The organism is Pseudomonas sp. ML2-2023-3 (assembly GCF_037055275.1).
In the GTDB taxonomy this organism is placed as follows: domain Bacteria; phylum Pseudomonadota; class Gammaproteobacteria; order Pseudomonadales; family Pseudomonadaceae; genus Aquipseudomonas.
Map to the genome: position 1 here is coordinate 2,315,915 of NZ_CP146343.1, position 22,615 is coordinate 2,338,529.

The 22,615-nt window shown below is 60.5% G+C and carries 23 protein-coding genes; 8 read left to right on the forward strand and 15 right to left on the reverse strand.

Features of this window, described 5'->3' with window-relative positions; all coding sequences use genetic code 11:
- Nucleotides 1-115 precede the first annotated feature (115 nt).
- The 3 genes from V6P94_RS10790 (at nucleotide 116) to V6P94_RS10800 (ending at nucleotide 2,625) form a co-directional block, all read left to right on the forward strand.
- Complete coding sequence (locus V6P94_RS10790; RefSeq protein ID WP_133079353.1) at nucleotides 116-1,534, forward strand: transglycosylase SLT domain-containing protein; 1,419 nt, start codon at nucleotides 116-118, stop codon at nucleotides 1,532-1,534.
- Nucleotides 1,535-1,637: 103 nt separating this feature from the next.
- Nucleotides 1,638-2,072, forward strand: a complete 435-nt coding sequence (locus V6P94_RS10795) for a DoxX family protein (RefSeq protein WP_133079354.1) — start codon at nucleotides 1,638-1,640, stop codon at nucleotides 2,070-2,072.
- Between the two features lie 244 nt (nucleotides 2,073-2,316).
- On the forward strand, nucleotides 2,317-2,625 hold the full coding sequence (locus tag V6P94_RS10800; RefSeq protein WP_133079355.1) for a class I SAM-dependent methyltransferase: 309 nt from the start codon (nucleotides 2,317-2,319) through the stop codon (nucleotides 2,623-2,625).
- 225 nt (nucleotides 2,626-2,850) lie between these two features.
- Here V6P94_RS10800 and V6P94_RS10805 read toward each other — a convergent pair whose 3' ends face one another.
- From V6P94_RS10805 to V6P94_RS10820, 4 genes are all read right to left on the reverse strand, one after another.
- Complete coding sequence (locus tag V6P94_RS10805) at nucleotides 2,851-4,128, reverse strand: FAD-binding oxidoreductase (RefSeq protein ID WP_133079356.1); 1,278 nt, start codon at nucleotides 4,126-4,128, stop codon at nucleotides 2,851-2,853.
- Nucleotides 4,121-5,710 carry an aldehyde dehydrogenase (NADP(+)) gene (locus V6P94_RS10810; RefSeq protein ID WP_338649322.1) on the reverse strand — a complete coding sequence of 530 codons (1,590 nt, stop codon included), beginning with the start codon at nucleotides 5,708-5,710 and terminating at the stop codon, nucleotides 4,121-4,123. Before V6P94_RS10810 ends, V6P94_RS10805 begins: the two co-directional genes overlap by 8 nt.
- 84 nt (nucleotides 5,711-5,794) lie before the next feature.
- Nucleotides 5,795-6,742 (reverse strand): dihydrodipicolinate synthase family protein, encoded by a 948-nt coding sequence (locus tag V6P94_RS10815; protein ID WP_133079358.1) that lies wholly within the window; start codon nucleotides 6,740-6,742, stop codon nucleotides 5,795-5,797.
- 49 nt (nucleotides 6,743-6,791) lie between these two features.
- Complete coding sequence (locus V6P94_RS10820) at nucleotides 6,792-7,718, reverse strand: 4-hydroxyproline epimerase (RefSeq protein WP_133079359.1); 927 nt, start codon at nucleotides 7,716-7,718, stop codon at nucleotides 6,792-6,794.
- Nucleotides 7,719-7,884: 166 nt separating this feature from the next.
- Here V6P94_RS10820 and V6P94_RS10825 point away from each other — a divergent pair, with 166 nt between their 5' ends.
- Nucleotides 7,885-8,658, forward strand: coding sequence for a helix-turn-helix domain-containing protein (locus tag V6P94_RS10825; RefSeq protein WP_133079360.1), 774 nt, complete (start codon nucleotides 7,885-7,887; stop codon nucleotides 8,656-8,658).
- Nucleotides 8,659-8,661: 3 nt separating this feature from the next.
- Here V6P94_RS10825 and greB read toward each other — a convergent pair whose 3' ends face one another.
- The 3 genes from greB to V6P94_RS10840 are packed head-to-tail and all read right to left on the reverse strand — an operon-like array spanning nucleotide 8,662 to nucleotide 12,381.
- Entirely contained in the window at nucleotides 8,662-9,159 is a 498-nt protein-coding gene (gene greB, locus V6P94_RS10830; protein WP_133079361.1) for a transcription elongation factor GreB, read from the reverse strand.
- Nucleotides 9,160-9,193: 34 nt separating this feature from the next.
- Nucleotides 9,194-11,698, reverse strand: coding sequence for an ABC transporter permease (locus tag V6P94_RS10835; protein WP_133079362.1), 2,505 nt, complete (start codon nucleotides 11,696-11,698; stop codon nucleotides 9,194-9,196).
- Nucleotides 11,698-12,381, reverse strand: coding sequence for an ABC transporter ATP-binding protein (locus V6P94_RS10840; protein ID WP_133079363.1), 684 nt, complete (start codon nucleotides 12,379-12,381; stop codon nucleotides 11,698-11,700). Before V6P94_RS10840 ends, V6P94_RS10835 begins: the two co-directional genes overlap by 1 nt.
- A 10-nt stretch (nucleotides 12,382-12,391) precedes the next feature.
- Between V6P94_RS10840 and V6P94_RS10845 the strand changes: the two genes are divergently transcribed.
- From V6P94_RS10845 to V6P94_RS10855, 3 genes are all read left to right on the forward strand, one after another.
- A complete protein-coding gene (locus V6P94_RS10845) occupies nucleotides 12,392-12,997 on the forward strand; it encodes an arylesterase (protein WP_133079364.1) in 606 nt (201 codons plus the stop codon).
- Between the two features lie 58 nt (nucleotides 12,998-13,055).
- Entirely contained in the window at nucleotides 13,056-13,349 is a 294-nt protein-coding gene (locus V6P94_RS10850) for a hypothetical protein (RefSeq protein WP_003446817.1), read from the forward strand.
- A gap of 97 nt (nucleotides 13,350-13,446) precedes the next feature.
- Nucleotides 13,447-14,475, forward strand: a complete 1,029-nt coding sequence (locus V6P94_RS10855; protein ID WP_133079365.1) for a L,D-transpeptidase family protein — start codon at nucleotides 13,447-13,449, stop codon at nucleotides 14,473-14,475.
- A 138-nt stretch (nucleotides 14,476-14,613) separates the two neighbouring features.
- On the opposite strand, the gene oprI is transcribed toward V6P94_RS10855, so the two are convergent.
- Nucleotides 14,614-14,865 (reverse strand): outer membrane lipoprotei OprI, encoded by a 252-nt coding sequence (gene oprI, locus V6P94_RS10860; protein ID WP_003172710.1) that lies wholly within the window; start codon nucleotides 14,863-14,865, stop codon nucleotides 14,614-14,616.
- Between the two features lie 498 nt (nucleotides 14,866-15,363).
- Here oprI and V6P94_RS10865 point away from each other — a divergent pair, with 498 nt between their 5' ends.
- Nucleotides 15,364-15,645, forward strand: coding sequence for a GNAT family N-acetyltransferase (locus V6P94_RS10865; RefSeq protein WP_019827604.1), 282 nt, complete (start codon nucleotides 15,364-15,366; stop codon nucleotides 15,643-15,645).
- A 49-nt stretch (nucleotides 15,646-15,694) separates the two neighbouring features.
- On the opposite strand, the gene V6P94_RS10870 is transcribed toward V6P94_RS10865, so the two are convergent.
- From V6P94_RS10870 to V6P94_RS10900, 7 genes are all read right to left on the reverse strand, one after another.
- The gene (locus V6P94_RS10870) at nucleotides 15,695-16,792 is read right to left on the reverse strand and encodes an FAD-binding oxidoreductase (RefSeq protein WP_133079366.1); all 1,098 of its coding nucleotides are present in this window, start codon (nucleotides 16,790-16,792) and stop codon (nucleotides 15,695-15,697) included.
- A gap of 1 nt (nucleotide 16,793) precedes the next feature.
- Nucleotides 16,794-17,861, reverse strand: a complete 1,068-nt coding sequence (locus tag V6P94_RS10875; protein ID WP_133079367.1) for a Rieske 2Fe-2S domain-containing protein — start codon at nucleotides 17,859-17,861, stop codon at nucleotides 16,794-16,796.
- Between the two features lie 240 nt (nucleotides 17,862-18,101).
- Nucleotides 18,102-19,202: a DUF2817 domain-containing protein gene (locus V6P94_RS10880; RefSeq protein ID WP_326398262.1), complete on the reverse strand. Its 1,101-nt coding sequence runs from the start codon at nucleotides 19,200-19,202 to the stop codon at nucleotides 18,102-18,104.
- Between the two features lie 29 nt (nucleotides 19,203-19,231).
- A complete protein-coding gene (locus tag V6P94_RS10885) occupies nucleotides 19,232-19,999 on the reverse strand; it encodes an ATP-binding cassette domain-containing protein (RefSeq protein ID WP_133079369.1) in 768 nt (255 codons plus the stop codon).
- A 27-nt stretch (nucleotides 20,000-20,026) separates the two neighbouring features.
- Complete coding sequence (locus tag V6P94_RS10890; protein WP_133079370.1) at nucleotides 20,027-20,740, reverse strand: ABC transporter permease; 714 nt, start codon at nucleotides 20,738-20,740, stop codon at nucleotides 20,027-20,029.
- Entirely contained in the window at nucleotides 20,737-21,426 is a 690-nt protein-coding gene (locus tag V6P94_RS10895; RefSeq protein WP_133079371.1) for an ABC transporter permease, read from the reverse strand. Before V6P94_RS10895 ends, V6P94_RS10890 begins: the two co-directional genes overlap by 4 nt.
- Nucleotides 21,427-21,536: 110 nt before the next feature.
- The gene (locus tag V6P94_RS10900) at nucleotides 21,537-22,307 is read right to left on the reverse strand and encodes an ABC transporter substrate-binding protein (protein WP_133079372.1); all 771 of its coding nucleotides are present in this window, start codon (nucleotides 22,305-22,307) and stop codon (nucleotides 21,537-21,539) included.
- Nucleotides 22,308-22,615: the final 308 nt, after the last annotated feature.

The window sequence follows — 22,615 nt, forward strand, 5'->3', positions numbered from 1 at the left end:
TCAGGGCGCATTGACTGTTTTGCGCGCTGTTTCCAGCGCTTAAAAGCCCCAAAAAGGGCAACCGGTTGTCGGTTAATCCGACAGGGTGCTGGGCTGTATTCTTTCCGGAGAACGGATGACAAGACCGACGCTATTGATTGCGCTGTGCCTGATGCTGATGCCGCTCCCGGCACTGGCACGACTGGCCGGACCCTTGCAGGTCGGGCAGCCGAGTCAGGTCCGCGATCTGGCACAAATCCGCAGCAGTCAGGTGCTGCGGGTGCTGGTCAATCAAAGCCGCAACAGTTCGGGTGAAGTGCAAGGCCAGGCCATTGGCGTTGAATACCACCGTCTGCGGGCGTATGAACGCTTTCTCAACAGCCATGCCCGCGACGGCCAGGAAGTCACCCTCAAGATCATTCCCAAAGCCAAGGACCAGCTTCTCGGCGCCTTGTCCCGTGGAGAAGGCGATGTGGTTGCGCCGGGGGAACTGATCGATTTCAAGCCCACCCGCGCCATCAGCGCCAGTGACCCGATCGTCGACGATGTGCCGTTGCTGCTGGTGGGGGTCAAGGGCGAGCGCCGCTTTACCCACCTGGAACAGCTGTCGGGACGCACGGTGGCGTTGACCACGGGCAGTGCAGCGGGTGCCGCGGTCAATTTGATCAATCAAAAGCTGGCGCTGCGCAAATTGCCACCGGTCAGGATCGAATGGGTAGACCCGACTCTGGCTGTGGAAGATGTGCTGGAAATGGTGCAGGCAGGCATTTTTCACCTGACTATCGTTGAGCGCCCGATTGCCGAGCGCTGGGCCACGTTGATGCCCAAGCTGCGTTTTGACCGCAAGGTGCTGGTCAGCGAACCCGAAGCGATGCGCTGGTACGTGCGCCGTGATGCCTCGATGTTGCGTGCCAGTATCGACCGCTTTCTGGACGGCTATAAGGCACCGGCCGATCAGGATGTGGCGTTTGAGCGGGTTTATCGCCGCTTGTACCGGGTGCATTACCCCTTGGCCCGAGCCGACCGGCAGAAGCTTGAAAAACTGCGTCCGGTGTTGCAAAAGCACGCCCGGCAGCAGGGGATGGACTGGTTGAACCTGGCGGCACTGGCGTTCAAGGAGTCTACCCTTGACCCGAATGCCAAGGGCGTTGGCGGGGCGACGGGGCTGTTGCAAATCACCCCCTCTGCGGCGCAACGGGTGGGGGTCAACAATATTCAAAACGTCGATAACAATGTACAGGCCGGTGCCCGGTACCTGGCGTTGATCCGTCGCAAGTTCTTTGCCAGCCCCAAACTCAACGAGCGCGAGCGCATGGCCTTTGTCCTGGCGGCCTACAACATGGGCCCCGAGCGAGTACAAGGCATGCGGGCCGAGGCCCGGCGGCGCGGATTGAACCCCAATCAATGGTTCTTTCAGGTTGAACGTATTGCCATGGAGCAGGTGGGAATGGGCGCTGTCAGCTATGTTAATAGCGTGAATAAATACTATTTGGCCTTTGATCGGGAGCGCGACTCCCTGGAACCCGCAAAAGCTGAACTGGCTTCACGCAAGTAATCGAATAAACTGATAGTTATATTGGGTTTATTCGACTTTTAACATTCTAAAAACTGATTAGTATGGCGAGCATTCCCCAACTGATTACCTAAAGGATTCCACCATGAGCAAATTGATCCATACCGTACTGGGCAGCCGCGCAGGTTATGGTTTGACTGTTTTGCGTATTTTCGTAGGCATCATCTTTGCTGCTCACGGTTCGCAAAAACTGTTTGGCTGGTTTGGCGGCGGCGGGTTGGCAGGAACCGCGCAATGGATGGAAAGCATCGGCCTGGCACCGGGCACGCTGATGGCAGCGCTGGCGGGCGGTACCGAGTTTCTGGGTGGTCTGGCGCTGATCGTGGGGCTGCTGGCGCGACCTGCGGCATTGGGCCTGACGTTCACCCTGCTGGTGGCGATTTTCTCGGTGCATATCCACAACGGTCTGTTCATGGCCAACAACGGTTATGAATTTGCCCTGGCCCTGCTGGGCGGCACTATTGCGGTCTTGTTCGAAGGTGCAGGCAAGGTGTCCCTTGACCGTGCGATAACCGACTGAAAACCGAATGTTCGCCAAAAGGCCCGCCCAGCGCGGGCCTTTTTCGTTTTACTGGATTGTTGACAGTTGTAAGCCGGTTTATCTAGGATGTTTTCTTGCGCCGATTTAAACAGCTACTTGCGGGGCGCCAGAGGGTCCAAGGACCGTCTAAGAGGCTTGAAGCACGCCTCGAAATACCGCTAAAGCGCTGGTTCGGTGATGCCTCTCACCTGCCACGCAGAATCTTGAGGCGGAGAACCGATACATGAGTCACCCACGTCCCCTAGTACGTCTTGCGCCGATCTCGGCCAGTCCTGCCTTGCGCAACCCAAAAATCCTCCTGGGCGGTAAACACCAGCCCACACTGCTGCGTTGCCTGGATGGCTGGCCGCGTCGCAAGGGGCGGGCTACTGCGTTTTTGATCCAGTTTGTGGAAGAGGGTGATCAGCTGGCGCGATTTGCCGCTGACAGTTTCGACCTGGCAGTGATCCAGTCCCCCGGCGCCGATGATGCCGAGCGAGTGATTCACCACCTGACCCGCGTGTGCCGTCAGGGGTTGATAACCCTGCGTTGAATCCACCTGTAGCCCTGTAGTCGCTGACGAGCTCCGCGAGGCTGCGTTCGGCGGCGCAGCCGTCGTAAACCTTGCGGCTCGATGTGTCAGGTATAGCGCGTATTCAGGGCTTACGACCGCTGCGCGCTCGGACGCAGCCTCGTTCTACTCGTCAGCGACTACAGGGCCACGGGGTTTCAGAGTTACAGTGTTTTCAAGCAACAAAGTAGCGACAGGCTTCGTGGTTCAGAATCTATCCAGGCGGTAGGGCTCCAGTGCCGGTAAATCACGGGAGCTACCGGGCAATGCCAACTGCGTAATCATTTCTGCAGTCACCGCTGCCTGGGTCAGGCCCAGATGCTGATGACCGAAAGCAAGCAGCACCTTGCCGTCGCACACGGTGTCGATGATCGGCAACGAGTCTGGCAGCGACGGCCGAAAGCCCATCCAGGGCGTGGCGGCTTCTGCGCTCAAGTCCCGACGGAACAACCCTTTGCTCAGTCGATGCAGCTGCCAGGCGCGCTCCATGCTCGGTGGGGCCTGCAACCCTGCGAACTCAACCGTACCCGCCAGCCTCAGACCGTCAGTCATCGGGGTCATGATGAACTTGCGCTCCAGCGAGGTGACGGCAAAAGGCAGCCGGTCATGTTCGTGGGGCAGCATCAGGTGATAGCCGCGCTCGGTATCCAGAGGGACCTTTTTGCCGGTCAGCTCGGCAGTGAGTTTCGCCGAGTGGGCGCCGCAGGCGATCACCACTCGCCGGGCCGTCACCCGGCCCTGAGGGGTGACCAGGTTCACGCCGGCCTCGCTCAGTTGCCCGCCCGTGACCGGTTGCTTGAGGAACTGCACACCGCAGGTTTTGGCGGCGTTCACCAGTTCGCAGACCACGCGATAGGGGTCGATAAAATGCCCGGTAGCCGGAAAAAACAACCCGCCCTGAATCTGCTCGCTGAGTTGCGGTGCGGTCTCGTGGACCGCCCTGGCCTGCCAGAACTCGACCGGTACCTGTTGCTGACGCATGCGCGCCTGAAGTGCTTCGAGCGCCGGGCGCGATTCAGGTCGCTCGTAGACCAGCAACGAGCCGTCCTCCCTCATCAGGCCGGGGCAGTCAATGCCGTCGAGCAGCCGGTGCCAGGCCTGCAGGCTGCTCTCGTTGAGGGCGCGGATACCGGCGACGGTGCGCTGGAATGGCGCCGGGCGCAGGTTCAGCAGCAGGCGGGTAAACCAGGGCAGGGCGCGGGGCATGTATTTCCAGTCCAGGCGCAGGGGGCCCATCGGGTCCATGAGCATGGCGGGCAAGCGCTTGAGAATGGACAGGTCGGCAATCGGGAATACCTGTTCGGTTGCCAGGTGCCCGGCATTGCCGAACGAAGCACCCTGGCCCGGTTCCTGTTGGTCGATGACCACCACCCGCAGGCCCTGGCGCGCCAGCTGCAGGGCGCAGGCGACGCCGATAATGCCAGCCCCGACCACTGCGATGTCAGGGGTCGGGTGCGCGCTGTTCGAGCTGAAATGATCAGGCATTGGGTTGGGCTTCTCTGTGGCCATCGAGCAGGCGACGCAGTTGCAGAGGATTGTCATGCTTGAGTGCGCTGGGCAACAAGCTGTCCGGGAAGTCCTGATAGCAGACCGGGCGCAGGAAACGCAGGATAGCCGCAGTGCCGACCGACGTGGTACGGGTGTCCGAGGTGGCCGGGAAAGGACCGCCGTGGACCATCGCGTCGCACACCTCAACCCCGGTAGGCCAGCCGTTGACCAGGAGGCGTCCGGCTTTGCGTTCCAGAATGGGCAGCAAGGCCCTGGCACTTTCCAGGTCTGCGTCATCCAGTTGCAGGGTGATGGTCAACTGACCTTCCAGATGCTCGAAGACCTGGCGGATTTCTTCATCATCGGCGCATTGCACGACCAGCGACGCGGCCCCGAATACCTCGACCTGCAACGCCGGATCGGCGATAAAGTCCCGGGCCCGGGTGACGAACAGGTGGGCCTGGCATTGGTTGGGTGTATCGCCTTTCAAGCCTGCTGCGGCTTCTTGCGCGCTGCTCAGTTCGTGCAGCGAGCCGACGCCAGCTTCATACGCCTGGAAAATCCCGGGGGTGAGCATGGTCTGCGCAGGGCTGCTCTTTACCCGCTCGGCTGCGGCGCTGATGAATAGATCCAGAGCGGGGCCCTGGTGGGCAATGACCAGCCCCGGGTTGGTGCAAAACTGGCCAGCCCCTTGGGTCAGGGAGGCCACAAAGCCTTGTGCCAGGGCTTCGCCGCGAGCCTGTAGCGCGCCAGGGAAGAGCACGACGGGATTGATCGAACTCATTTCCGCGTACACCGGGATGGGTTCGGGGCGCGCCTGTGCCGCCTTGCACAAGGCCAGGCCACCGCTGCGAGAGCCGGTAAAGCCGACGGCCTTGATGCGGGGATCGTTGACCAGGGCGATGCCCACCTCGCGACCGGAGCCGAACAGCAGCGAAAACACACCGGCATGCAGGCCCGATTTTTTCACCGCCCGTGCAACCGCATGGCCAACCAGTTCGCTGGTGCCGGGGTGAGCGCTATGGGCCTTGACCACCACCGGACAGCCAGCGGCCAGGGCCGATGCCGTGTCGCCACCTGCGACGGAGAAGGCCAGCGGGAAGTTGCTGGCACCGAACACCGCCACCGGCCCGAGGGGCACCTGGCGTTGACGCAGGTCTGAACGGGGCAGGGGCTGACGCTCTGGCAAGGCACTGTCTACCCGGACATCGAGCCATTCACCGGCGCGCACGGTGCGGGCAAATGTGCGCAGCTGCTGGCAGGTCCGGCCACGCTCACCGACGATGCGCGGGCGCGGCAAGCCTGACTCGCTCACGGCACGGTCGATCAACTCATCGCCCAGGGCTTCGATTTCATCGGCAATGGTTTCGAGGAACGTGGCGCGAGTCGCCAGGGGTGTTTCACGAAAGCTGTCAAAAGCTTCCCAGGCCAAGGCGCACGCCAGCTCGACATGTTCGCCGGTACCGCCGGGGTAGGCCGGATCGAGCGCAGTGCCGGTGGCGGGGTTGATCGCGCGGATGGCTTCGCGGCTACCGGTGATGGCTTGCTGACCGATCAGCATGTTGCCTGTCAGAGTCATGACGTGTTCCTGGGGAAATGGGTTGGGGCGCGAGCAAGGCGGCGCACCTGATGTGCGCCGCGGGCTTGAGGGTGCAGCGAAGCCTTAGGCGACGCTCTGTTCTGCTGACCAGTTTTTGTACCACTGGCGGAACAGGGTGTACTGGTTCTCGGCGTAATGGCGCTGGGCATCGCTGAGCGCGTCGGTTTCGTTGAAGTGCAGGGTGTATTCGGTGTCGCCATTGAGCACCATCAGGTGCTTGTAGTAGAGCACCAGGTCGGTGCCTTCATCGAATGACGAGAGCACGCCAAGGGCGGCTTCCAGCTCGCGGGCCAGACGGCGGGCCTTGGGATCGCCGGTGGCGGCCTGCTTGCTCAGGGCTACCAGTTGCAGCACTTCCCGTGGCAGGGCGTTGCCGATACCGGTGATGGCGCCGGTGGCGTTGCAGTTGACGAAACCGTGGACCACTTGGGTATCGACACCGACCATCAGGGTCACGTCATCGTCCTTGGAGGTGATGTTTTCGGCGGCGTAACGCATGTCGGCAGCACCGCCGAACTCTTTGAAGCCGATCAGGTTCGGGTATTCGCGGCGCAGTTCAAAGAACAGGTCGGCGCGGGTGGCGAAGCCATAATAAGGGCTGTTGTAGATCACCGCCGGCAGCTCTGGAGCCGCCTGCAGGATGGCGGCGAAATGGGCTTTTTGTGCGGCAGGTGAGGCTGCGCGGGACAGCAGTCGCGGAATCACCATCAGGCCCTTGGCACCGACCTTGGCTGCGTGCGCTGCGTGGGACACGGCTTCGCGACTGTTTACGGCGCCGGTGCCGACGATGGTCGGGATGCCCGCAGCCACCAGTCGTGCCACACCTTCCTGACGTTCGGCTTCGGTCAGCAGTGGCCAGTCACCCATTGAGCCGCAGTAGACGACTGCGCTCATGCCGATGTCGATCAGTTCGCGGCCTTTAGCGACCAGGGCGTCGAAATCCGGCTTGCGCTGGGCGGTGCAAGGGGTCATCAGTGCAGGCATGCAGCCGGTGAAAATGTTGTCGCTCATTGTTGTAACTCCTGGAGTCGTTTATTCGGACGGGTGTGGAACCGGGGGCTTAAATGCCCCACGCGAAAGGATCTTTTTCGTCAATCAGCAGCGTGCTGTCGGCGGTCATGAAGGCCTGGCCGGTAATGAACGGGCGGATACGTTCGCCTTCCCACTGGTAGCTGCCGACGAACTGGCTGGCGGTAATGCTCGCTTGCACCCAGGGCTGGCCTGGAGCCAGTTTTCCATCGGCCGCCAGGCATGCCAGCTTGGCGCTGGTGCCCGTGCCGCATGGGGAGCGGTCATAGGCCTTGCCCGGGCACATGACGAAGTTGCGGCTGTCTGCCTGGTCGTCGTCGGCAAACAGTTCGATGTGGTCGATCAGGGCGCCGTCTTCGCCGTGGATACCCTGGGCCTCCAGGGCTTTGAGCATCGCCCAGGTGTACTCGGTCAGGGCTTCGACGTTGTCCAGTTGCAGGGCATGGCCATGATCGGAAACCAGGAAAAACCAGTTGCCGCCCCAGGCGATATCGCCGAACACCTGACCGTGCCCCGGTACTTCAACGGCCACCTGCTTGCGGTAGCGGTAAGCGGGCACATTGCCCACGGTCACGCTGCCATCCTCGTGCAGGGTGGCGCTGACCGGGCCGACCGGGGTGTCGATTTTGTGCACGCCGGTCTCGATCAGGCCCAGGTGGTGCAGCGAGGCAACCAGGCCGATGGTGCCGTGCCCGCACATGCCCAGGTAGCCGGCATTGTTGAAGAAGATGACGCCGCAGGTGGCATCTGGCGAAACCGGTTCGCAATACAGCGCGCCGACCAGTACATCATTGCCGCGAGGCTCCAGCAGGCAGGCCCGGCGCCACTGGTCATGCTGGTCGCGCAAGGAATCGCGCTTCTCGACCATGGTATGACCGTACAGTTGTGGAAAACCTTTGATCACCAGGCGGGTGGGTTCGCCGCCGGTGTGTGAGTCAATGATATGTACCTGCTTCATAAACCTATCCATTAGAAGAGAGCAGCGGCCGGGAGGTATGCAATGTCTTTAGATTGAAGGCCTGAAGAGGTTTGCGATTGATCTTTTCGGTTGATGCCGATGACGAAATCGGCACAATGGCCCAAGGCTGGTTTCGCACAGGTTGTGCAGTTTTGGAGTGAGATTCATGACGCAGAATGCTTTTGCAGCCCTGTGCCAGGGGAGCGACCTGAGTCGTCCCGAGACCCTTGAACAGTTGCTGTCAGGCGTGGCGCTTTTGCTGCCGATGCTGGATGTGATTCCCAATGCCGCGATCTTTATCAAGGACATTCAGGCGCGCTACGTCTTGGCCAACCGCACGCTGGTGCAGCGTTGCGGCTTGAAGCAGTTGCAACCCCTGCTGGGCAAAACCAGCGCCGAGGTATTTCCTGAGCAATTGGGGCCTGGCTATACCGAACAGGATCGACGCGTGCTGGAGCAGGGGCTGGTGCTGGAAGATCAGCTGGAACTGCATTTGTACGGGAGCCGGGAGCCGGGCTGGTGCCTGACGCACAAGCGCCCCCTGTACAACCGGGACGGTGCAATCATCGGGCTGGCCGGGATTTCGGTTGACCTGCAGTCGGCCAGTGACACTCACCCGGCCTATCAGCGGCTGGCGGCGGTAGACGAGCACATCCGCCTGCATTTCAACCGTCGCGTGACCCTGGGCGAGTTGACGCGCATTGCCGGGATTTCAGTGGCGCAACTGGAGCGGTACTGCAAGCGGGTGTTCCACCTTACGCCGCGGCAGATGATTCAGAAGGTTCGTCTGGAGCATGCTCATCGGCTGTTGCTGACCGATATCCCCATCACTGAAGTTGCCCTGCAGTGCGGCTACACCGACCACAGCGCGTTCACCCGACAGTTCAAGGCATTGACCGGCTTCACCCCGCGTCAGTACCGACAGGCCACGGCCCCCTGAGCGCTACGGGTAGTCAATCGCGACGATGTACACCCACTGCTCCCCGGTGGGTGTCTGTACCTGGACTTCGGCATCCAGCGCTTTGCCGATCAGCGCCCGGGCAAGTGGGGAGTCGATGCTGATCAGACCTTGCTTGAGGTCAAGCTCATCGGGCCCGACGATGCGGTAGCGCGACTGTTTGCCGTCTTCATCTTCAATGGTGACCCAGGCGCCGAAATAAACCTTGTTCGGATCGCTGGGTTTTTCGCTGACCACCTTGAGGCTTTCAAGACGTTTGGTCAGGAAGCGCACGCGGCTATCGATTTCGCGCAGCATTTTTTTGCCGTAGGTGTATTCGGCGTTTTCAGAGCGGTCGCCCTGGGCTGCGGCTTCGCTGACAGACTGCGTCACCTGGGGCCTGCGCACGTGCCACAACTCGTGCAGCTCGGCGCGCATCCGCGCTTCACCTTCAGGGGTGATCAGCGCGGTGCCGGCAGGGCGGGGAGGGCGATAGCGGCTCATGGGCAATCCGTGTGCAGAGGAGGGCGCGAGTCTATCAGCCCTCGCGCAACACTGTCAGCGGGCTGGCATTGAGCGCTCTGCGCGTCCCAAATACGCCTGCACCCCCCACCATCAAGGCGCCCAGCACCGGCAACAGCAGCAGCCACGGGTGCGGAGACCACGGCAGGTCAAAGGCAAAGCGGTAAAGCACCAGGCTGACCAGCTCGGCGCCTAACGCTGCGAGCAAGCCGCTGGTGGCACCCAGCAGGCCGAACTCGATGCGCCTGGCCTTGATCAGCAACTGCCGCTCGGCGCCCAATGCCCGGAGCAGGGCGCCCTGGCGAATGCGTTCGTCCAGGGTGGACTGCAAGCCGGAAAACAGCACCGCCATGCCCGCTGCCAACACGAACAGCAGCACGTATTCCACCGCGATGGTCACTTGCGCCAGGATGCTGCGCAACTGCTCCAGCAGGGCATCGATGGGCAGAATGGTCACGGCCGGAAAGCGGCGCGACAGCTCGATGACTTCCTTGTCGTGCCCCGGTGCCAGGTAAAAGCTGGTGAGGTAGGTGGCCGGCAAGTCCTGCAAGGTGCCGGGTTGGAAAATCATGAAGAAGTTGGGCTGGAAGTTGTCCCAGTTGATGCTGCGCAAACTGGTGACCTGTGCTTCACGGTTGACCCCGGCCACGGTGAAGATCAGGCGATCGCCCAATTTCAGCTTCAGGCTTTCGGCGACTTTGGCTTCGACCGAGACGCCGGGTACATCGGCGGCTGGCTGTTGGGTCCACCAGGTGCCTGCGGTCAATTCGTTGTCCGCAGGCAGGTTGGCCGCCCATGTCAGGCTCAAATCGCGCTGAATGGCCCGGTCACCGCTGGAGTCCTTGCTGACGATGTCTTGCACCGGCTCGCCATTGATACTGATCAAGCGCCCCGGAATAACCGGGTACAGCGGCGCAGCCTGAGCCTGTAGGGTCATCAGGTGGGCGCCGAATGCGTCCTTGTCGGCGGGCAGGATGTTGAGGGCAAAGTAGTTGGGCGCGTCCTTGGGCAACTGGTTTTGCCAGGTGTCGAGCAGTTCGCCGCGCAGCAAGGCGATCAGGCCCATCGACAGCAGGATCAGGCCGAAGGCCAGGGCCTGGCCAGCGGCTGCCAGCGGGTGGCGCAGCAACTGGCCCAGCCCCAGGCGCCAGGGCAGCGAGGCGCGTGCCAGCAGGCGGCGCAGGCTTTGCAGGCCCAGCAGCAGGATGCCGCCCAGCACCAGCGCGGCAATCACGCCACCCCCCAGCAGGGCGAATGTCAGCACCAGATCGAGGCTCATGCGCCACATGATCAGGCCCAGTGCCAGCAGCGCCGCACCGTAGACGGTCCAGGTGCTGGCCGGGATCGGCAGCATGTCGCGTCGCAAGACCCGCAGCGGCGGTACGCGACCCAGTGCAGCCAGTGGCGGCAATGCGAAACCTGCCAGCGCCACCAGCCCGGTGCCCATCCCGGCGATCGCCGGCATCAGGCCGCCGGGCGGCACGTCAGAGGGCAGCAGGTCGTGCAGCAGGGCGAACAGTCCGAGCTGGGCCAGCCAGCCAAGCACGGCGCCTGCAAGGCTGGCCAGCAGCCCGAGCACGGCCAGTTGCAAGGTGAACAGCCACAGGGTTTCGCGCCGCGACAGGCCCAGGCAGCGCAGCAGGGCACTGGCATCGAAGCGGCGATTGGCAAAGCGCGTTGCAGACAACGCCACGGCCACGCCCGCCAACAGGACCGCCACCAGGCTGGCCATGTTCAAGTAGCGCTCGGCCTTGCCCAGCGCCCCGCCGATTTGTTGATTGCCATCACGGCCGTCCAGCAAGCGCTGGTTGGGGTCCAGGCCGGGTTTGATTAACCCTCGATAGGATTCAAGGGCTGGCGCTTCACCTCGCCACAGTTCGCGATAGGTGACCCTGCTGCCCGGCTGGACGATCCCGGTGGCGGCCAGATCCTCCAGGTTGATCAGCACCCGCGGGGTAAGGCTGTACAGATTGCCGGCGCGGTCAGGCTCGTAAGTCAGTACGCGGGAAATGCGTACGGTTTTTGAGCCGACATCGATTTGATCGCCGATGTTGAGATCCAGGGCGGTCAGCAGTCGGGCTTCGGCCCAGGCTTCCCCGGGCCTGGGGCCACCGCCAGGTTGTTCTTCGGCATAGGGTTGGGGGGCGCTTTTCAGCTCGCCGCGCAACGGGTAGGCATCGTCTGCCGCCTTGATGCTGGACAGCTGAATGCCGTTGTCGGTAGCGATCACGCTGGCAAACTCGACCACGCGAGCGTGCTTGAGTCCCAGATCGTTACCGGCCTTGATTTGTTCTTCACGGGCCGGGGAGCTGCCATCAAGCACCAGGTCGGCGCCCAGGAACTCGGTGGCGCGCAACAGCATCGCGCCATTGAGGCGGGCACCGAAGTAACCGATGGCGGTGCTGGCTGCGACCGCAACCAGGAGGGCAAAGAACAGCACGCGCAACTCGCCTGCGCGGGCATCGCGCAGCAATTGGCGTACGGCAAGGCTTAGCAGGCGCAACAGCGGCAGGCGTGCCATCAGGGCTCCAGAGGGCCGACCAGATGGCCAGCTTCAAGTCGGATCAGGCGACGGCAGCGATGGGCCAGGCGTTCGTCGTGGGTCACCAGCACCAGGGTGGTGCCGCGTTCCTTGTTCAGTTCGAAGAGCAGATCGGTGATGCGCTCGCCGGTGTGACTGTCCAGGTTGCCGGTGGGTTCATCGGCAAACAGCACATCCGGGTTGGCCGCAAATGCCCGTGCAATGGCGACCCGCTGTTGTTCACCGCCGGAAAGCTGGCGCGGTGAATGGCTCAGGCGCTGGCCCAGGCCGACACGTTCCAGCAAATGGCGGGCATGTTCGCGGGCGTCCTTTCGGCCCTCAAGCTCCAGGGGCAGCATGACGTTTTCCAGGGCGTTGAGGCTGTCGAGCAACTGAAACGACTGGAACACAAAACCCACGTGTTCGGCCCGAACCCGGGCTCGCTGGTCTTCGTCCAGTGTGCTCAGGGCCCGACCGGCCAGAATCACTTCACCTTGGCTTGGCAGGTCCAGGCCAGCCAGCAAACCCAGCAAGGTGGACTTGCCCGAGCCGGATGCGCCGACAATCGCCAGACTGTCGCCCTTGCTCAATTCAAGGTTCAAGGGGTGCAGGATGGTTAACTCGCCTTCCGCGCTGGGAACCACTTTGCTAAGGTTCTGCGCGGTGAGAATACTTTCGCCCATGGAGAATCCAATGCGTGTGTGGTTTTTAAGTGCTGCTCTGGCCCTGATGTGCATGGCGCAGACGGCAACGGCGGGAACAATACTGATTGTTGGCGATAGTATCAGCGCGGCTTTCGGACTGGATACCCGTCTGGGATGGGTGTCTTTGCTCGAACAGCGGCTCAAGGAGCAAGGATACGACGACCAGGTGGTCAACGCTTCGATCAGCGGTGACACCAGCGCTGGAGGGCTTGCGCGCCTGCCTGCGCTGCTTGCAGAGCATAAACCCGATGTGGTGATTGTCGAATTGGGTGGCAACGATGGGCTGCGTGGCCAGTTGCCAGCGCAATTGAAACAAAATCTTGCAGGCATGATTGACGCCTCCAGGCAGGCGGGTGCCAAGGTGCTGTTGCTGGGTATGCAGTTGCCGCCCAATTACGGTGCGCGCTACACCCAGGCTTTTGCCGCCGTGTATGGCGAACTGGCCAAGGAAAAAAACGTCCCGCTGGTGCCGTTTTTCCTTGAGGGCGTGGGGGGCAAACCCGAGCTGATGCAGGCCGATCGCATCCACCCGGCGGTCGGGGCGCAGGGGCTTTTGCTGGATAATGTGTGGCCGGCGCTAAAACCCCTGCTTTGATGCTTTTCTAGTGGCAGTGTTTCGGCTAAGGTGGCGCCCCCCCGATTTGGAGCCCCCGATGTCGCGTCCTGCCTGGTCTTTATATGCCTATCAACTGATCGAGCCTGACGAACAGCTCGATCTGTTCGCCTGCCAGGAGGTACGGGTGCATCTGGTGACGCGTCAATTGGAGCTGGGAGGCACCATTGACCGTACGTTGTGTGGCTCATTGCTGCCTGCCCAGCCGCGCTGGTCGGATGTCACGCGCAAGGTCTTTCAAGACCACCGGCTATGCCCGCTGTGCCGGGCAATTATCGAGTCCCAGCGGCGTGGCACCGAGCCTATCTGGCCAGAGTTACGCTTTGAACTATGATGTTACCTGTTTGATGCCCTAGCCGGCTCACGCTCCCCGTGGGCGCGGTGTACACTCCCTTTTTTGTCCCCCGTTGATTATGCGAAGGATGTTCCGGATGTTGTCGCGCCTACCTGCCGTCACCCGCTACCTGTCAGTTGCCGCACTTTGTGTTGCGGGTCCCGCTGTTGCGCTTGAATTCCCGCTGCCACCGCCTGGCGAAGATGTGGTCGGCGAAGTGCAGGTCATCAAGGGCAAGTACGAAGACTCCTTTGCTGATCTGGGAAACAAGTACGAACTGGGCTATTCGGAAATGATCGCAGCCAACCCGGGAGTGGATGCCTGGTTGCCGGTCAAGAAGAACCTGGATGGAACGATCGTCGACACCGATATCGTATTGCCAACCCAGTTCATCCTGCCGCCGGGCAAGCGTGAAGGGATCGTGATCAACCTGGCCGAATATCGTTTGTATTACTTCCCCAAGGACCAGAACAAGGTCTACACCTTCCCGCTGGGGATTGGCCGCGAAGGTTGGGGCTCGCCTCTGGGTCAGACCAAGATCACCGCCAAGACACCCAATCCGACCTGGACGCCACCGGCTTCAATCAAGGCCGAGCATGCCAGAAACGGCGATCCGCTGCCCAACGTCGTGCCTGCAGGGCCTGACAACCCGTTGGGCCCTTTCAAGTTCACGCTTGGCATGCCGGGTTACCTGATCCATGGTTCGAACGCCAAGTTCGGCATTGGTACCGGAACCAGCCATGGCTGCTTCCGCATGCTGAACCAGAACGTGCTTGAAATGTCGCGAATGGTGCCTGTCGGAACACCGGTGCGAATCATCAACGAGCCGTACAAGATTGGTGTCAGCGGCGGCAAGGTCTTCCTTGAGGTCCATGAGCCGTTGAACGTCAAGGATGGCTCGCTGCTGGCCGTCAGCGACAAGTCCCATTTGACCCCTGAAGACTTGCAAAACAAGTACGCCGCGTTCATGAACTTTCTGCTCAAGCACAAAGCCCTGGAAAACAACATCCAGATAGACAAAGACAAGGCGTTCCCTGTTGTGGGTGCCGAGACCGGTATACCTGCAGAGATCGGCATATCCAATTCGCCAGTGGCGGATGGCCAGTCTCTGGATTACGTGCAGTAAAACGCACTAAAAACGCGCAATAAAAAGCCGCCGCGGTTAATACCTTCGGCGGCTTTTTTATTGCCTGCTTAGTGGCCGGCAGGCAATAAAAAAGCCGACCTATAAATAGGTCGGCTTGATAACAATCCCGAAGGACTATTACTTGCGGCTTGCTTTTTCAAGCATGCGCAGAGCGCGCTCGTTTGCTTCATCAGCAGTCTGTTGTGCTTTTTGAGCAGCAGCCAGAGCTTCGTCAGCTTTACGGTAGGCTTCGTCAGCACGAGCCTGGGAGCGAGCTGCTGCATCTTCAGTTGCAGTCAGACGGGCTTCAGTTTCTTTAGATACGCTGCTGCAACCGGTAGCCAGAACTGCGGCCAATGCCAGAGCAGAGAATTTCAGAACGTTGTTCATCGTGTTCCCCTTCAAGGACTTTCTAATTAAAGCTGCTCCTTCAAAGTGAGGAAACAGCCGGCGTACATAGTACCCATTACTTGTAGTAAGTAAAATGACCTAGCGCAAGAACCAAAAAAAATATTTGGCCAGCATTGTTGATGGGCTAGCTTTAACTGATTGTGCTTGTAAAACAGTCAGTTTGGAGTGCGGTCAGGGGCGTGCTCGTTGAGGGCACAACGTGACTTTAAGTGTGGTTCTACGTCATAGCCTCAACCTTCCGGAAATGTTCAGGGCTACTTTAAGGTTGTCGGGCTGACGAAACGTTTTAGCAGGCTTGTTTTGCGGACAATTGCCGACCCCATGAATTGAACATTTGCATTGAGAGTGGCTACTCTTTAATCAGGCCGGTTCACACATTCTGTGCTGGCAGCGCGTGCCTGATGGCGTAGTAGTTCCCTCGGCGGAAAAACAACAGTAAGGTAGGGGTCACGGTACAAGACCCGCGAAGGAGCAATGATGAGCGAGGCGTTGTCTATCCACCATGACCAGGCAGGTCACCAGTTTGAGACCACTGTCGACGGTCATCGTGCTTACCTGACCTACATGGATTTGGGCAAGCAGACTCTGGATATCTATCGCACGTTCGTGCCTAACGCCCTGCGTGGTCGGGGTATTGCGGCAGCATTGACGGAGCAGGCGCTCGATTACGCCGACAAGATGGGGTACGAGGTGATTCCTTCATGTTCGTATGTCGAACGTTACATGGAGCGTCACAAGCGCCCTCAGGCCAATACCTGAAACCAGATTCATAAAAACGCCGGGCTTGCCCCGGCGTTTTTGTGTCTGGCTACAACTGCACGGTAATGGCGCTGGTGGGGCGTGTGCAGCACAGCAGGATGTTGCCGGGTTGGGGTGTATCCAGGGGTTCTTCCAGATACTCCACGGTGCCCTCCTGCAGCCGGACCTGGCAGGTGTTGCACAGCCCCGCACGGCAGTTGAAGGCGGGTTCCAGCCCGGCCAGTTCGGCCAGTTCCAGCAGCGAGTTACAGCTTTCATTCCACATCACCCGAGTGCCGGACGGCATGAAGCAGACACTCAGGGTGTCGTCATCCGTGCGTGCAGCAGTCGTGACGATGGCGGGTTCTGCAACCGCACTGACTTCATCTTCTTCCAGCACGGCGGCCGGTCCAAAAAATTCATAGTGAATACGCTCCCTGGCGACTCCGAGGCTGCGTAACAGGCGCCAGTTTGCCTGCATGAACGGACGGGGGCCGCACAGGTAGACATCGTAATCGTCCAGTGGCAGCAGCTGTTGCAGGGTTTGGCGCGTGATCAGGCCTTCGCTGTGATAACGCCCTCTGTCGTCTGCAGTCGGGTTGCGGTAGCAAAAATGCACGGCAATGCCCGAGCGCCTGTCGGCCAGCGCCAGGACCTCCTCGCGCAAGGCATGTACCGCCCCGTTCTCGCAGGCATGCACAAAGTGCACGGCCCGACCGGATTGCTGGCTCAGGGTGTGGAGCATGCTGACCATCGGTGTCAGACCGACCCCGCCGCTGAACAGCAGCACAGGCCGGGTACTGATCTCGTCCAGCACAAATGTGCCGGACGGCCCCGCCACTTCCAGCAGGTCTCCCACCTGCACACAGTCGTGCAGATGGCTGGAGCCCAGCCCGGAAGGCAAATGGGGCTGGTCGAAGGGCGCAGGTTCGCGCTTGACCGAAATCCGCACCTGGCGCCCATTGGCAGCGCAGGCACTGAAGCTGTAATTGCGTAGCACCGTGCTGCGGTCTGTCAGTGTCAGGCGCAGTGTGAGGAATTGGCCGGGGCGAAAATCAAGCTGGCTGATACCGTCTGCGGGCGCCAGGACGAAGGAGGTGATGAGTGCACTTTCAGGTTGCTTGTCGATCACCCGCCAGGCGCTGAAACCCGGTGTTTGAGTGCTCATCTCAGGCCTCCACGGCATTCGGCATGGCGGACACCAGCGGAATCAGTTCCTGGGGTTGCTCAAGGGCAATCAGTCGCGCGAGATTGCGTCGAAACCGCAGCGGCCCCGCGTCGGAAGCCAGGTCAATATTCGGGCTGCGCTTGTGGGTCATGCCCTGATGCACAGCGCTGAGTACAACCCGGTCCTCGGCAAACGCGTGGCGCACGTCTTCGTCAAACTGACGGGAAATGTCCTCGTTGTCCTGGTCGAAATTACGCACTTGAAACCAGTAGTAGCGCGTGTTCGAGTCGTCGATGGGGGTCATGAAATTGTAGGAGTTCATCAGGAATACCTGCTCATGCAGCGCGCCGTCATCGCTGCCTGTGCCCGCCGGTGTGAAGATGGCCTTGATGATGGCCTGGGCCGGGTAGTGGACTTCGTAGTGTTGCTTGCGATCACAGTGGCCGCTGAATTTGACGAACTTGGCATAGAAGGGCGCGACTTCAACGTCACGCATCCAGCGCGAAACGATCACGCCGACATCGGTCACTGTGGTTTGCAGTGGTTCCTGGGCACAGGCGGCATTGCCGAAAGAGGACTGGTGGACCCAGGCCACATGGGACGGATCAAGCAGGTTGTCGGTCATGTACAGGTAGTTGCAAGGAATGATCATGCTGTCGCCACGGTTCAGGCCCCAGTCAGGATCGCCCCACTCGGGTACGTGACAGATCTTGTCGGCATCGGCCAGTTCGGCGTCGCCCATCCAGATCCAGATCAGGCCGTAACGCACCTGCAGCGGGTAGCTGCGCACTTTGGCGCCTTTGGGCACATGGCTGCTGCCAGGGGCTTTTACGCAACTGCCGGAGCAGTCGAAGGTCAGGCCGTGATAGCCGCACTCGATGTCATCACCTTTGCGTCGGCCCAATGACAGCGGCAGCTTGCGGTGTGGACACGCATCCTCCAGGGCTACCGGGGTGCCATCACCCTTGCGGTACAACACGACAGATTCGTTGAGCAGCTTGACCGCAAGCAACTCCTCACCCAACTCGGTTTCACTGGCTGCGACATACCACGCGTTGCGCATAAACATGCGGTCTCTCCTTATTATTCTGGTGGTGCCCTGTGCGAGGACGAGACCAGAATAAGAGGCATCGCATGAGTAAGAATAGAGGTCTAAAACTGTTGTGTGCTTTAGTTTTGCTTAACTGATAGGCATCGGATACGCAAAAAAACCGTGGGAGCGGGCTTGCTCGCGATGCAAGCAACACGGCACATCCGGCACGCTGCGCTAATGCCATCGCGAGCAAGCCCGTTCCCACAGGACAAGGGTCTACCGGGTAAGTGACGCTAGCGCCCGCTCCCAGATCTGCCGCGTACGCACCCATACAAGCTCTTGCCAGTCAGGGTCGGCCGGGAAGAATTGCTCCAGCAGTTTGAGTTTGATCTGTCGGGCTTGCGGGCTGAACAGGTCACCGTGCAGGTGCAGCCACTGGTCGTCGCGCAACACCCCGTGAATCTGCTCGCCGGGATAGGTACCGCATTCGATTACAAACGGCATCAACCGCACATGCGGCAGGGCATCAATCAGCGCTTGCGAGGTGTACCCCGTAGCCGTGGCGGCGACGCCTGTGTCGCTCTGGCTGCCAGCACCGGTCATCAGGGTGAACAGCCACGGGCCAAACAGTCGCTGGGCATCCTCCAGTGCCGGATAAGGTGCCTGGGCGATGGTCATCAGCATCGGATGGCCGTAATCACCGGCACCGGTGTGCAGGTCAAAGCACATGACGCTGCTGGCGTGGGCCACATGCTCCTGCAAGATCGTGTGCAAGGTGCGATTCGACCAGCTGGCGCCATTGCCGCCGTAAAACAGCCCGTCGGGATGGTGATACTGGCCCGCTTCGACAATCGACATCACCGCCGACCAGCCGTCGCGCTGAACCCGTGCATTGAGCAGGGCATCGGCCTGTTCGCGTTGCGGTCCGCGCAGTTGGTCGCAGGTGTAGATCCCGTGCAACGCTTCGTAAGCCTGGTTGTCGGGCGGTGGCTGGTTGAAGTCCAGATGGTTGCGATTGAGGTCGATATTGTCTTCGTTGACCCGGCGCATCCAGGCCGTGCCCCACGGGTTGATCAGGTGAATCATCAGCACGGCGACATCATCGGGCAGGCTGCGCTCGCCAAAGGTCTGCAGCCATTGGCGCTGACAGTCGGAGCCGTAGTAACCCTCCACACCGTGGGTGCCGCTCAGGGCCACCAGCAAGTGTTTTGCCTGGGGGTTGCCAATGAGGGCAACGTCGGTGCCAAGCGCCTCGCCGAACGGGCCACGAAGGGGGTGCGGGTACTCGTAAAGTTGTGCGCCTGCCTCGTTGGCCGCCGCCAGGAACTGCTCACGCTGGAGGGAAAAACTGCGGTGTGAAGGGAAACCTGTTGTCATGCCATGCTCCTGTTGAACGACTTGCCTGCTCACTTCAAGCGCCCGGAAAGAAACTGGGTCAAGCGCTCGCTCTTGGGGTTGACCAGCACGTCGCCCGGCGGGCCTTGCTCCTCAACCAGCCCCTGATGAAGGAACATCACATGGTTGGACACATTGCGCGCAAAGCCCATTTCATGGGTCACCACCACCATCGTGCGGCCCTCTTCGGCCAGGGCCTGCATCACTTTGAGCACTTCACCGACCAGCTCCGGGTCCAGGGCCGAGGTGGGTTCGTCGAACAGCATGACCTCCGGCTCCATCGCCAGGGCCCGGGCAATGGCCACACGCTGCTGCTGACCGCCGGACAGGTGAGACGGGTACTTGCTTTCGACCTCGGGTGCCAGACCCACCTTGTGCAAGTATTGGCGCGCCCGCTCGATGGCTTCCTTGCGCTTGATGCCGAGCACATGGACCGGGGCTTCGATGATGTTTTCCAGCACGGTCATGTGTTGCCACAAGTTGAAATGCTGGAACACCATTGCCAGCTTGGTCCGCACTTTCTGCAGCTGACGCGGGTCAGTCACGCACAGTGCCCCGTTCAGATCCTGCCGGGTGCGGATGGGTTCGTCGTTCACCGTGATGCTGCCGGCGCAGGGTTGTTCCAGAAAGTTGATGCAGCGCAAAAACGTGCTCTTGCCTGAACCGCTGGAGCCAATGATGCTGATCACGTCACCGGCCTTGGCCTTGAGTGACACGCCCTTGAGGACTTCGTGATTGCCGTACTTCTTGTGCAGCCCTTCGATACTGAGTTTGTACATGCTCGATGTTCTCCAGGTGACGCCGGTTCAATGGGCCTGCGGTTGCAAGAAGGCTAGCCAGCGGTTTTCGCAGCGGCGAAACAGCCAGACCAGGGTAAAGACCATCACCGCGTACAACACGGCGGCCAGGCCAAAGGCTTCAAACGAGGAGTAAGTGGCCGAGTTCACATCGCGGGCGACCTTCAGCAGATCCGGCACCGTGGCGGTGAAGGCCAGCGTCGTGGAGTGCAGCATCAGGATCACTTCGTTGCTGTAGAACGGCAGCGAGCGGCGCAGCGCCGAAGGCAAGATGATGCGCCGGTACAGGGTGAACTCGGACATGCCATAGGCGCGGCCGGCTTCAATTTCGCCGTAGGGCGTGGCGCGGATGGCGCCCGCGAGAATCTCCGTGGTGTAGGCGCACGTGTTGAGGGCAAAGGCCAGCAGCGTGCAGTTGATGCCCTCGCGAAAGAATGCATCCAGCGTCGGTTGGTCGCGCACCACCTGCAGGCTGTAAATCCCGGTGTAGAGAATCAGCAGCTGGATGTACAAGGGGGTGCCGCGAAACACGTAGGTGTAGAACCACACCGGAAGGCGCAGCAGCGGATTGCGCGATACCCGGGCTACCGCCAGCGGCACGGCCAGGGTGCCGCCGATGGCGATAGAGGCAACCAGCAGCCACAAGGTCATGGCTACGCCCGAGAGTTGATACCCATCGAACCACAGGTAGGATTTCCAGTACTCCTGGATGATTTCGTTCATAGCTGGGCACCTCTGACGCCGACCGAATAGCGGCGCTCAAGCCACATCAATACACCGTTGGACACCGTGGTCAGGGCCAGATAAATCAGCCCGCCGATCACGCTGAAAAAGAACAAGTCCATCGAGTTCTTGCCGGCATCCTGGGTGACTTTGACGATATCGATCAAACCGATGATCGACACCAGCGCGGTCGCCTTGATCAGTACCTGCCAGTTATTGCCGATGCCCGGCAGCGCGAAGCGCATCATTTGCGGGAACAGCACGCGGATGAAGACCTGACGCCGATTCATGCCGTACGCCACGGCTGCCTCAAGCTGGCCTGCCGGCACGGCCTGAAAGGCGCCGCGAAAGGTTTCGGTGAAATACGCCCCGTAAATGAAGCCCAGGGTCAGTACCCCGGCGGCGAACGGGTTGATATCGATTTGCTCGACCTGCAGCCATTCGGTGAGGTTGTTCAGCCAGATTTGCAGGCTGAAGAACAGCAGCAGCATGATGACCAGATCCGGCACGCTACGGATCAGCGTGGTGTAGCCCGCTGCCAGGTAGCGCACGGCCGGTTGCCTGGACAGCTTGGCTGACGCGCCGATCAGTCCCAGCGTGACGGCCAGCAGCATCGACAGCAGTGCCAGCTGGATTGTCGCCAGCGTCCCGTCGACGATCAGTGAGCCATAGCCCTGTAAGAACATGTTCTGTCGCTCCATGGGCAACGACGGTCCGCAGACCGGTTGCACGAAAGTGAACTGCAAGGCACCGGATTACCTGCATGCAGGTGATCCGGCGCCGTTCAGACGCGGGCTCAGTTATAGATGTCGAAGGTGAAGTACTTTTTCTGGATCGTGTCGTAGGTGCCGTCCTGGTGCATCGCGGCCAATGCCCGGTTGATGGCTTCGAGCAGTACCGGGTCGTCCTTGCGCAGACCGATGGCGATGCCTTCGCCGAGGATCTCGATGTTGGACACCGCGTCGCCGGCGAAGGCGAAGCCGTTGTTTTTGCTGGTTTGCAAGAAGCCGATATCGGCCACTGCCGCATCGGTCAGGCTGGCGTCGATCCGGCCGCTGACCAGGTCGGGATACAGCAGGTCCTGGTTGGGGTAGGTGACCATGATCACCCCTTGCGGCGCCCAGATGGCTTTGACGTAAGCCTCTTGAGTCGTGCCTTGGGCGACGCCCACGCGTTTGCCTTTCAGCGATTCCGGGGTCGGCAGCAAGCCGCTGTCTTTTTTGGCGATCAATCGGTTAGGGGAGTTGTAGAGACGGTCCGAGAACGCGACGTTCTTTTTGCGCTGCTCGTTAACGGTCATGGCCGACAACACCGCGTCGAATTTCTTCGCCCGCAAGGCAGGGATGCTGCTGTCGAACGGGGTCTCGACCCATTTGCACTTGACCTTGAGTTCGGCGCAGATGGCATTGCCCAGATCAATATCAAAACCCACCAGTTCACCCTTTTCGTTTTTGGATTCGAAGGGTGCGAAGGTCGGGTCGACGCCGAAGCGAATCTCGGTCAAGTCCTTGGCCAGGATGCCGGTGGATGTCAGGGCTAAGACAGCTGCGAGGACAAGTTTTTTCATTTTTATTTTCCTTTGTCTGACGGGGGCGGCGTGATGACCGTGCTACAAATACGTCGTGCATTGATCGTACCTGTATATACATGATGAGCAATTTACAGGCCAATTCCGCTGGATGGCGTGCCAGAGCAGTTGCCTGGATAGGTTAGGGCCAGGAATGCACGGGCCATGTCACTCAACAACGGTGTGTCGTTACGTAGAGTTACATTCGTGTGGGAAATTTCCTCGTTCTGCTGCGGGGGGTGGCAAGACCAGAATACGAGGCTTTCATTTTTCTAAAAGAGGGTGAAAGCTGTGGCTTCCTATAGCTG

Bases quoted from the DNA above. Each gene is read 5' to 3' on its own strand.
- V6P94_RS10790 (WP_133079353.1), top strand. From the start codon at position 116: ATGACAAGACCGACGCTATTGATTGCGCTGTGCCTGATGCTGATGCCG.
- V6P94_RS10795 (WP_133079354.1), top strand. From the start codon at position 1,638: ATGAGCAAATTGATCCATACCGTACTGGGCAGCCGCGCAGGTTATGGT.
- V6P94_RS10800 (WP_133079355.1), top strand. From the start codon at position 2,317: ATGAGTCACCCACGTCCCCTAGTACGTCTTGCGCCGATCTCGGCCAGT.
- V6P94_RS10805 (WP_133079356.1), bottom strand. From the start codon at position 4,128: ATGCCTGATCATTTCAGCTCGAACAGCGCGCACCCGACCCCTGACATC.
- V6P94_RS10810 (WP_338649322.1), bottom strand. From the start codon at position 5,710: ATGACTCTGACAGGCAACATGCTGATCGGTCAGCAAGCCATCACCGGT.
- V6P94_RS10815 (WP_133079358.1), bottom strand. From the start codon at position 6,742: ATGAGCGACAACATTTTCACCGGCTGCATGCCTGCACTGATGACCCCT.
- V6P94_RS10820 (WP_133079359.1), bottom strand. From the start codon at position 7,718: ATGAAGCAGGTACATATCATTGACTCACACACCGGCGGCGAACCCACC.
- V6P94_RS10825 (WP_133079360.1), top strand. From the start codon at position 7,885: ATGACGCAGAATGCTTTTGCAGCCCTGTGCCAGGGGAGCGACCTGAGT.
- greB (WP_133079361.1), bottom strand. From the start codon at position 9,159: ATGAGCCGCTATCGCCCTCCCCGCCCTGCCGGCACCGCGCTGATCACC.
- V6P94_RS10835 (WP_133079362.1), bottom strand. From the start codon at position 11,698: ATGGCACGCCTGCCGCTGTTGCGCCTGCTAAGCCTTGCCGTACGCCAA.
- V6P94_RS10840 (WP_133079363.1), bottom strand. From the start codon at position 12,381: ATGGGCGAAAGTATTCTCACCGCGCAGAACCTTAGCAAAGTGGTTCCC.
- V6P94_RS10845 (WP_133079364.1), top strand. From the start codon at position 12,392: ATGCGTGTGTGGTTTTTAAGTGCTGCTCTGGCCCTGATGTGCATGGCG.
- V6P94_RS10850 (WP_003446817.1), top strand. From the start codon at position 13,056: ATGTCGCGTCCTGCCTGGTCTTTATATGCCTATCAACTGATCGAGCCT.
- V6P94_RS10855 (WP_133079365.1), top strand. From the start codon at position 13,447: ATGTTGTCGCGCCTACCTGCCGTCACCCGCTACCTGTCAGTTGCCGCA.
- oprI (WP_003172710.1), bottom strand. From the start codon at position 14,865: ATGAACAACGTTCTGAAATTCTCTGCTCTGGCATTGGCCGCAGTTCTG.
- V6P94_RS10865 (WP_019827604.1), top strand. From the start codon at position 15,364: ATGAGCGAGGCGTTGTCTATCCACCATGACCAGGCAGGTCACCAGTTT.
- V6P94_RS10870 (WP_133079366.1), bottom strand. From the start codon at position 16,792: ATGAGCACTCAAACACCGGGTTTCAGCGCCTGGCGGGTGATCGACAAG.
- V6P94_RS10875 (WP_133079367.1), bottom strand. From the start codon at position 17,861: ATGTTTATGCGCAACGCGTGGTATGTCGCAGCCAGTGAAACCGAGTTG.
- V6P94_RS10880 (WP_326398262.1), bottom strand. From the start codon at position 19,202: ATGACAACAGGTTTCCCTTCACACCGCAGTTTTTCCCTCCAGCGTGAG.
- V6P94_RS10885 (WP_133079369.1), bottom strand. From the start codon at position 19,999: ATGTACAAACTCAGTATCGAAGGGCTGCACAAGAAGTACGGCAATCAC.
- V6P94_RS10890 (WP_133079370.1), bottom strand. From the start codon at position 20,740: ATGAACGAAATCATCCAGGAGTACTGGAAATCCTACCTGTGGTTCGAT.
- V6P94_RS10895 (WP_133079371.1), bottom strand. From the start codon at position 21,426: ATGTTCTTACAGGGCTATGGCTCACTGATCGTCGACGGGACGCTGGCG.
- V6P94_RS10900 (WP_133079372.1), bottom strand. From the start codon at position 22,307: ATGAAAAAACTTGTCCTCGCAGCTGTCTTAGCCCTGACATCCACCGGC.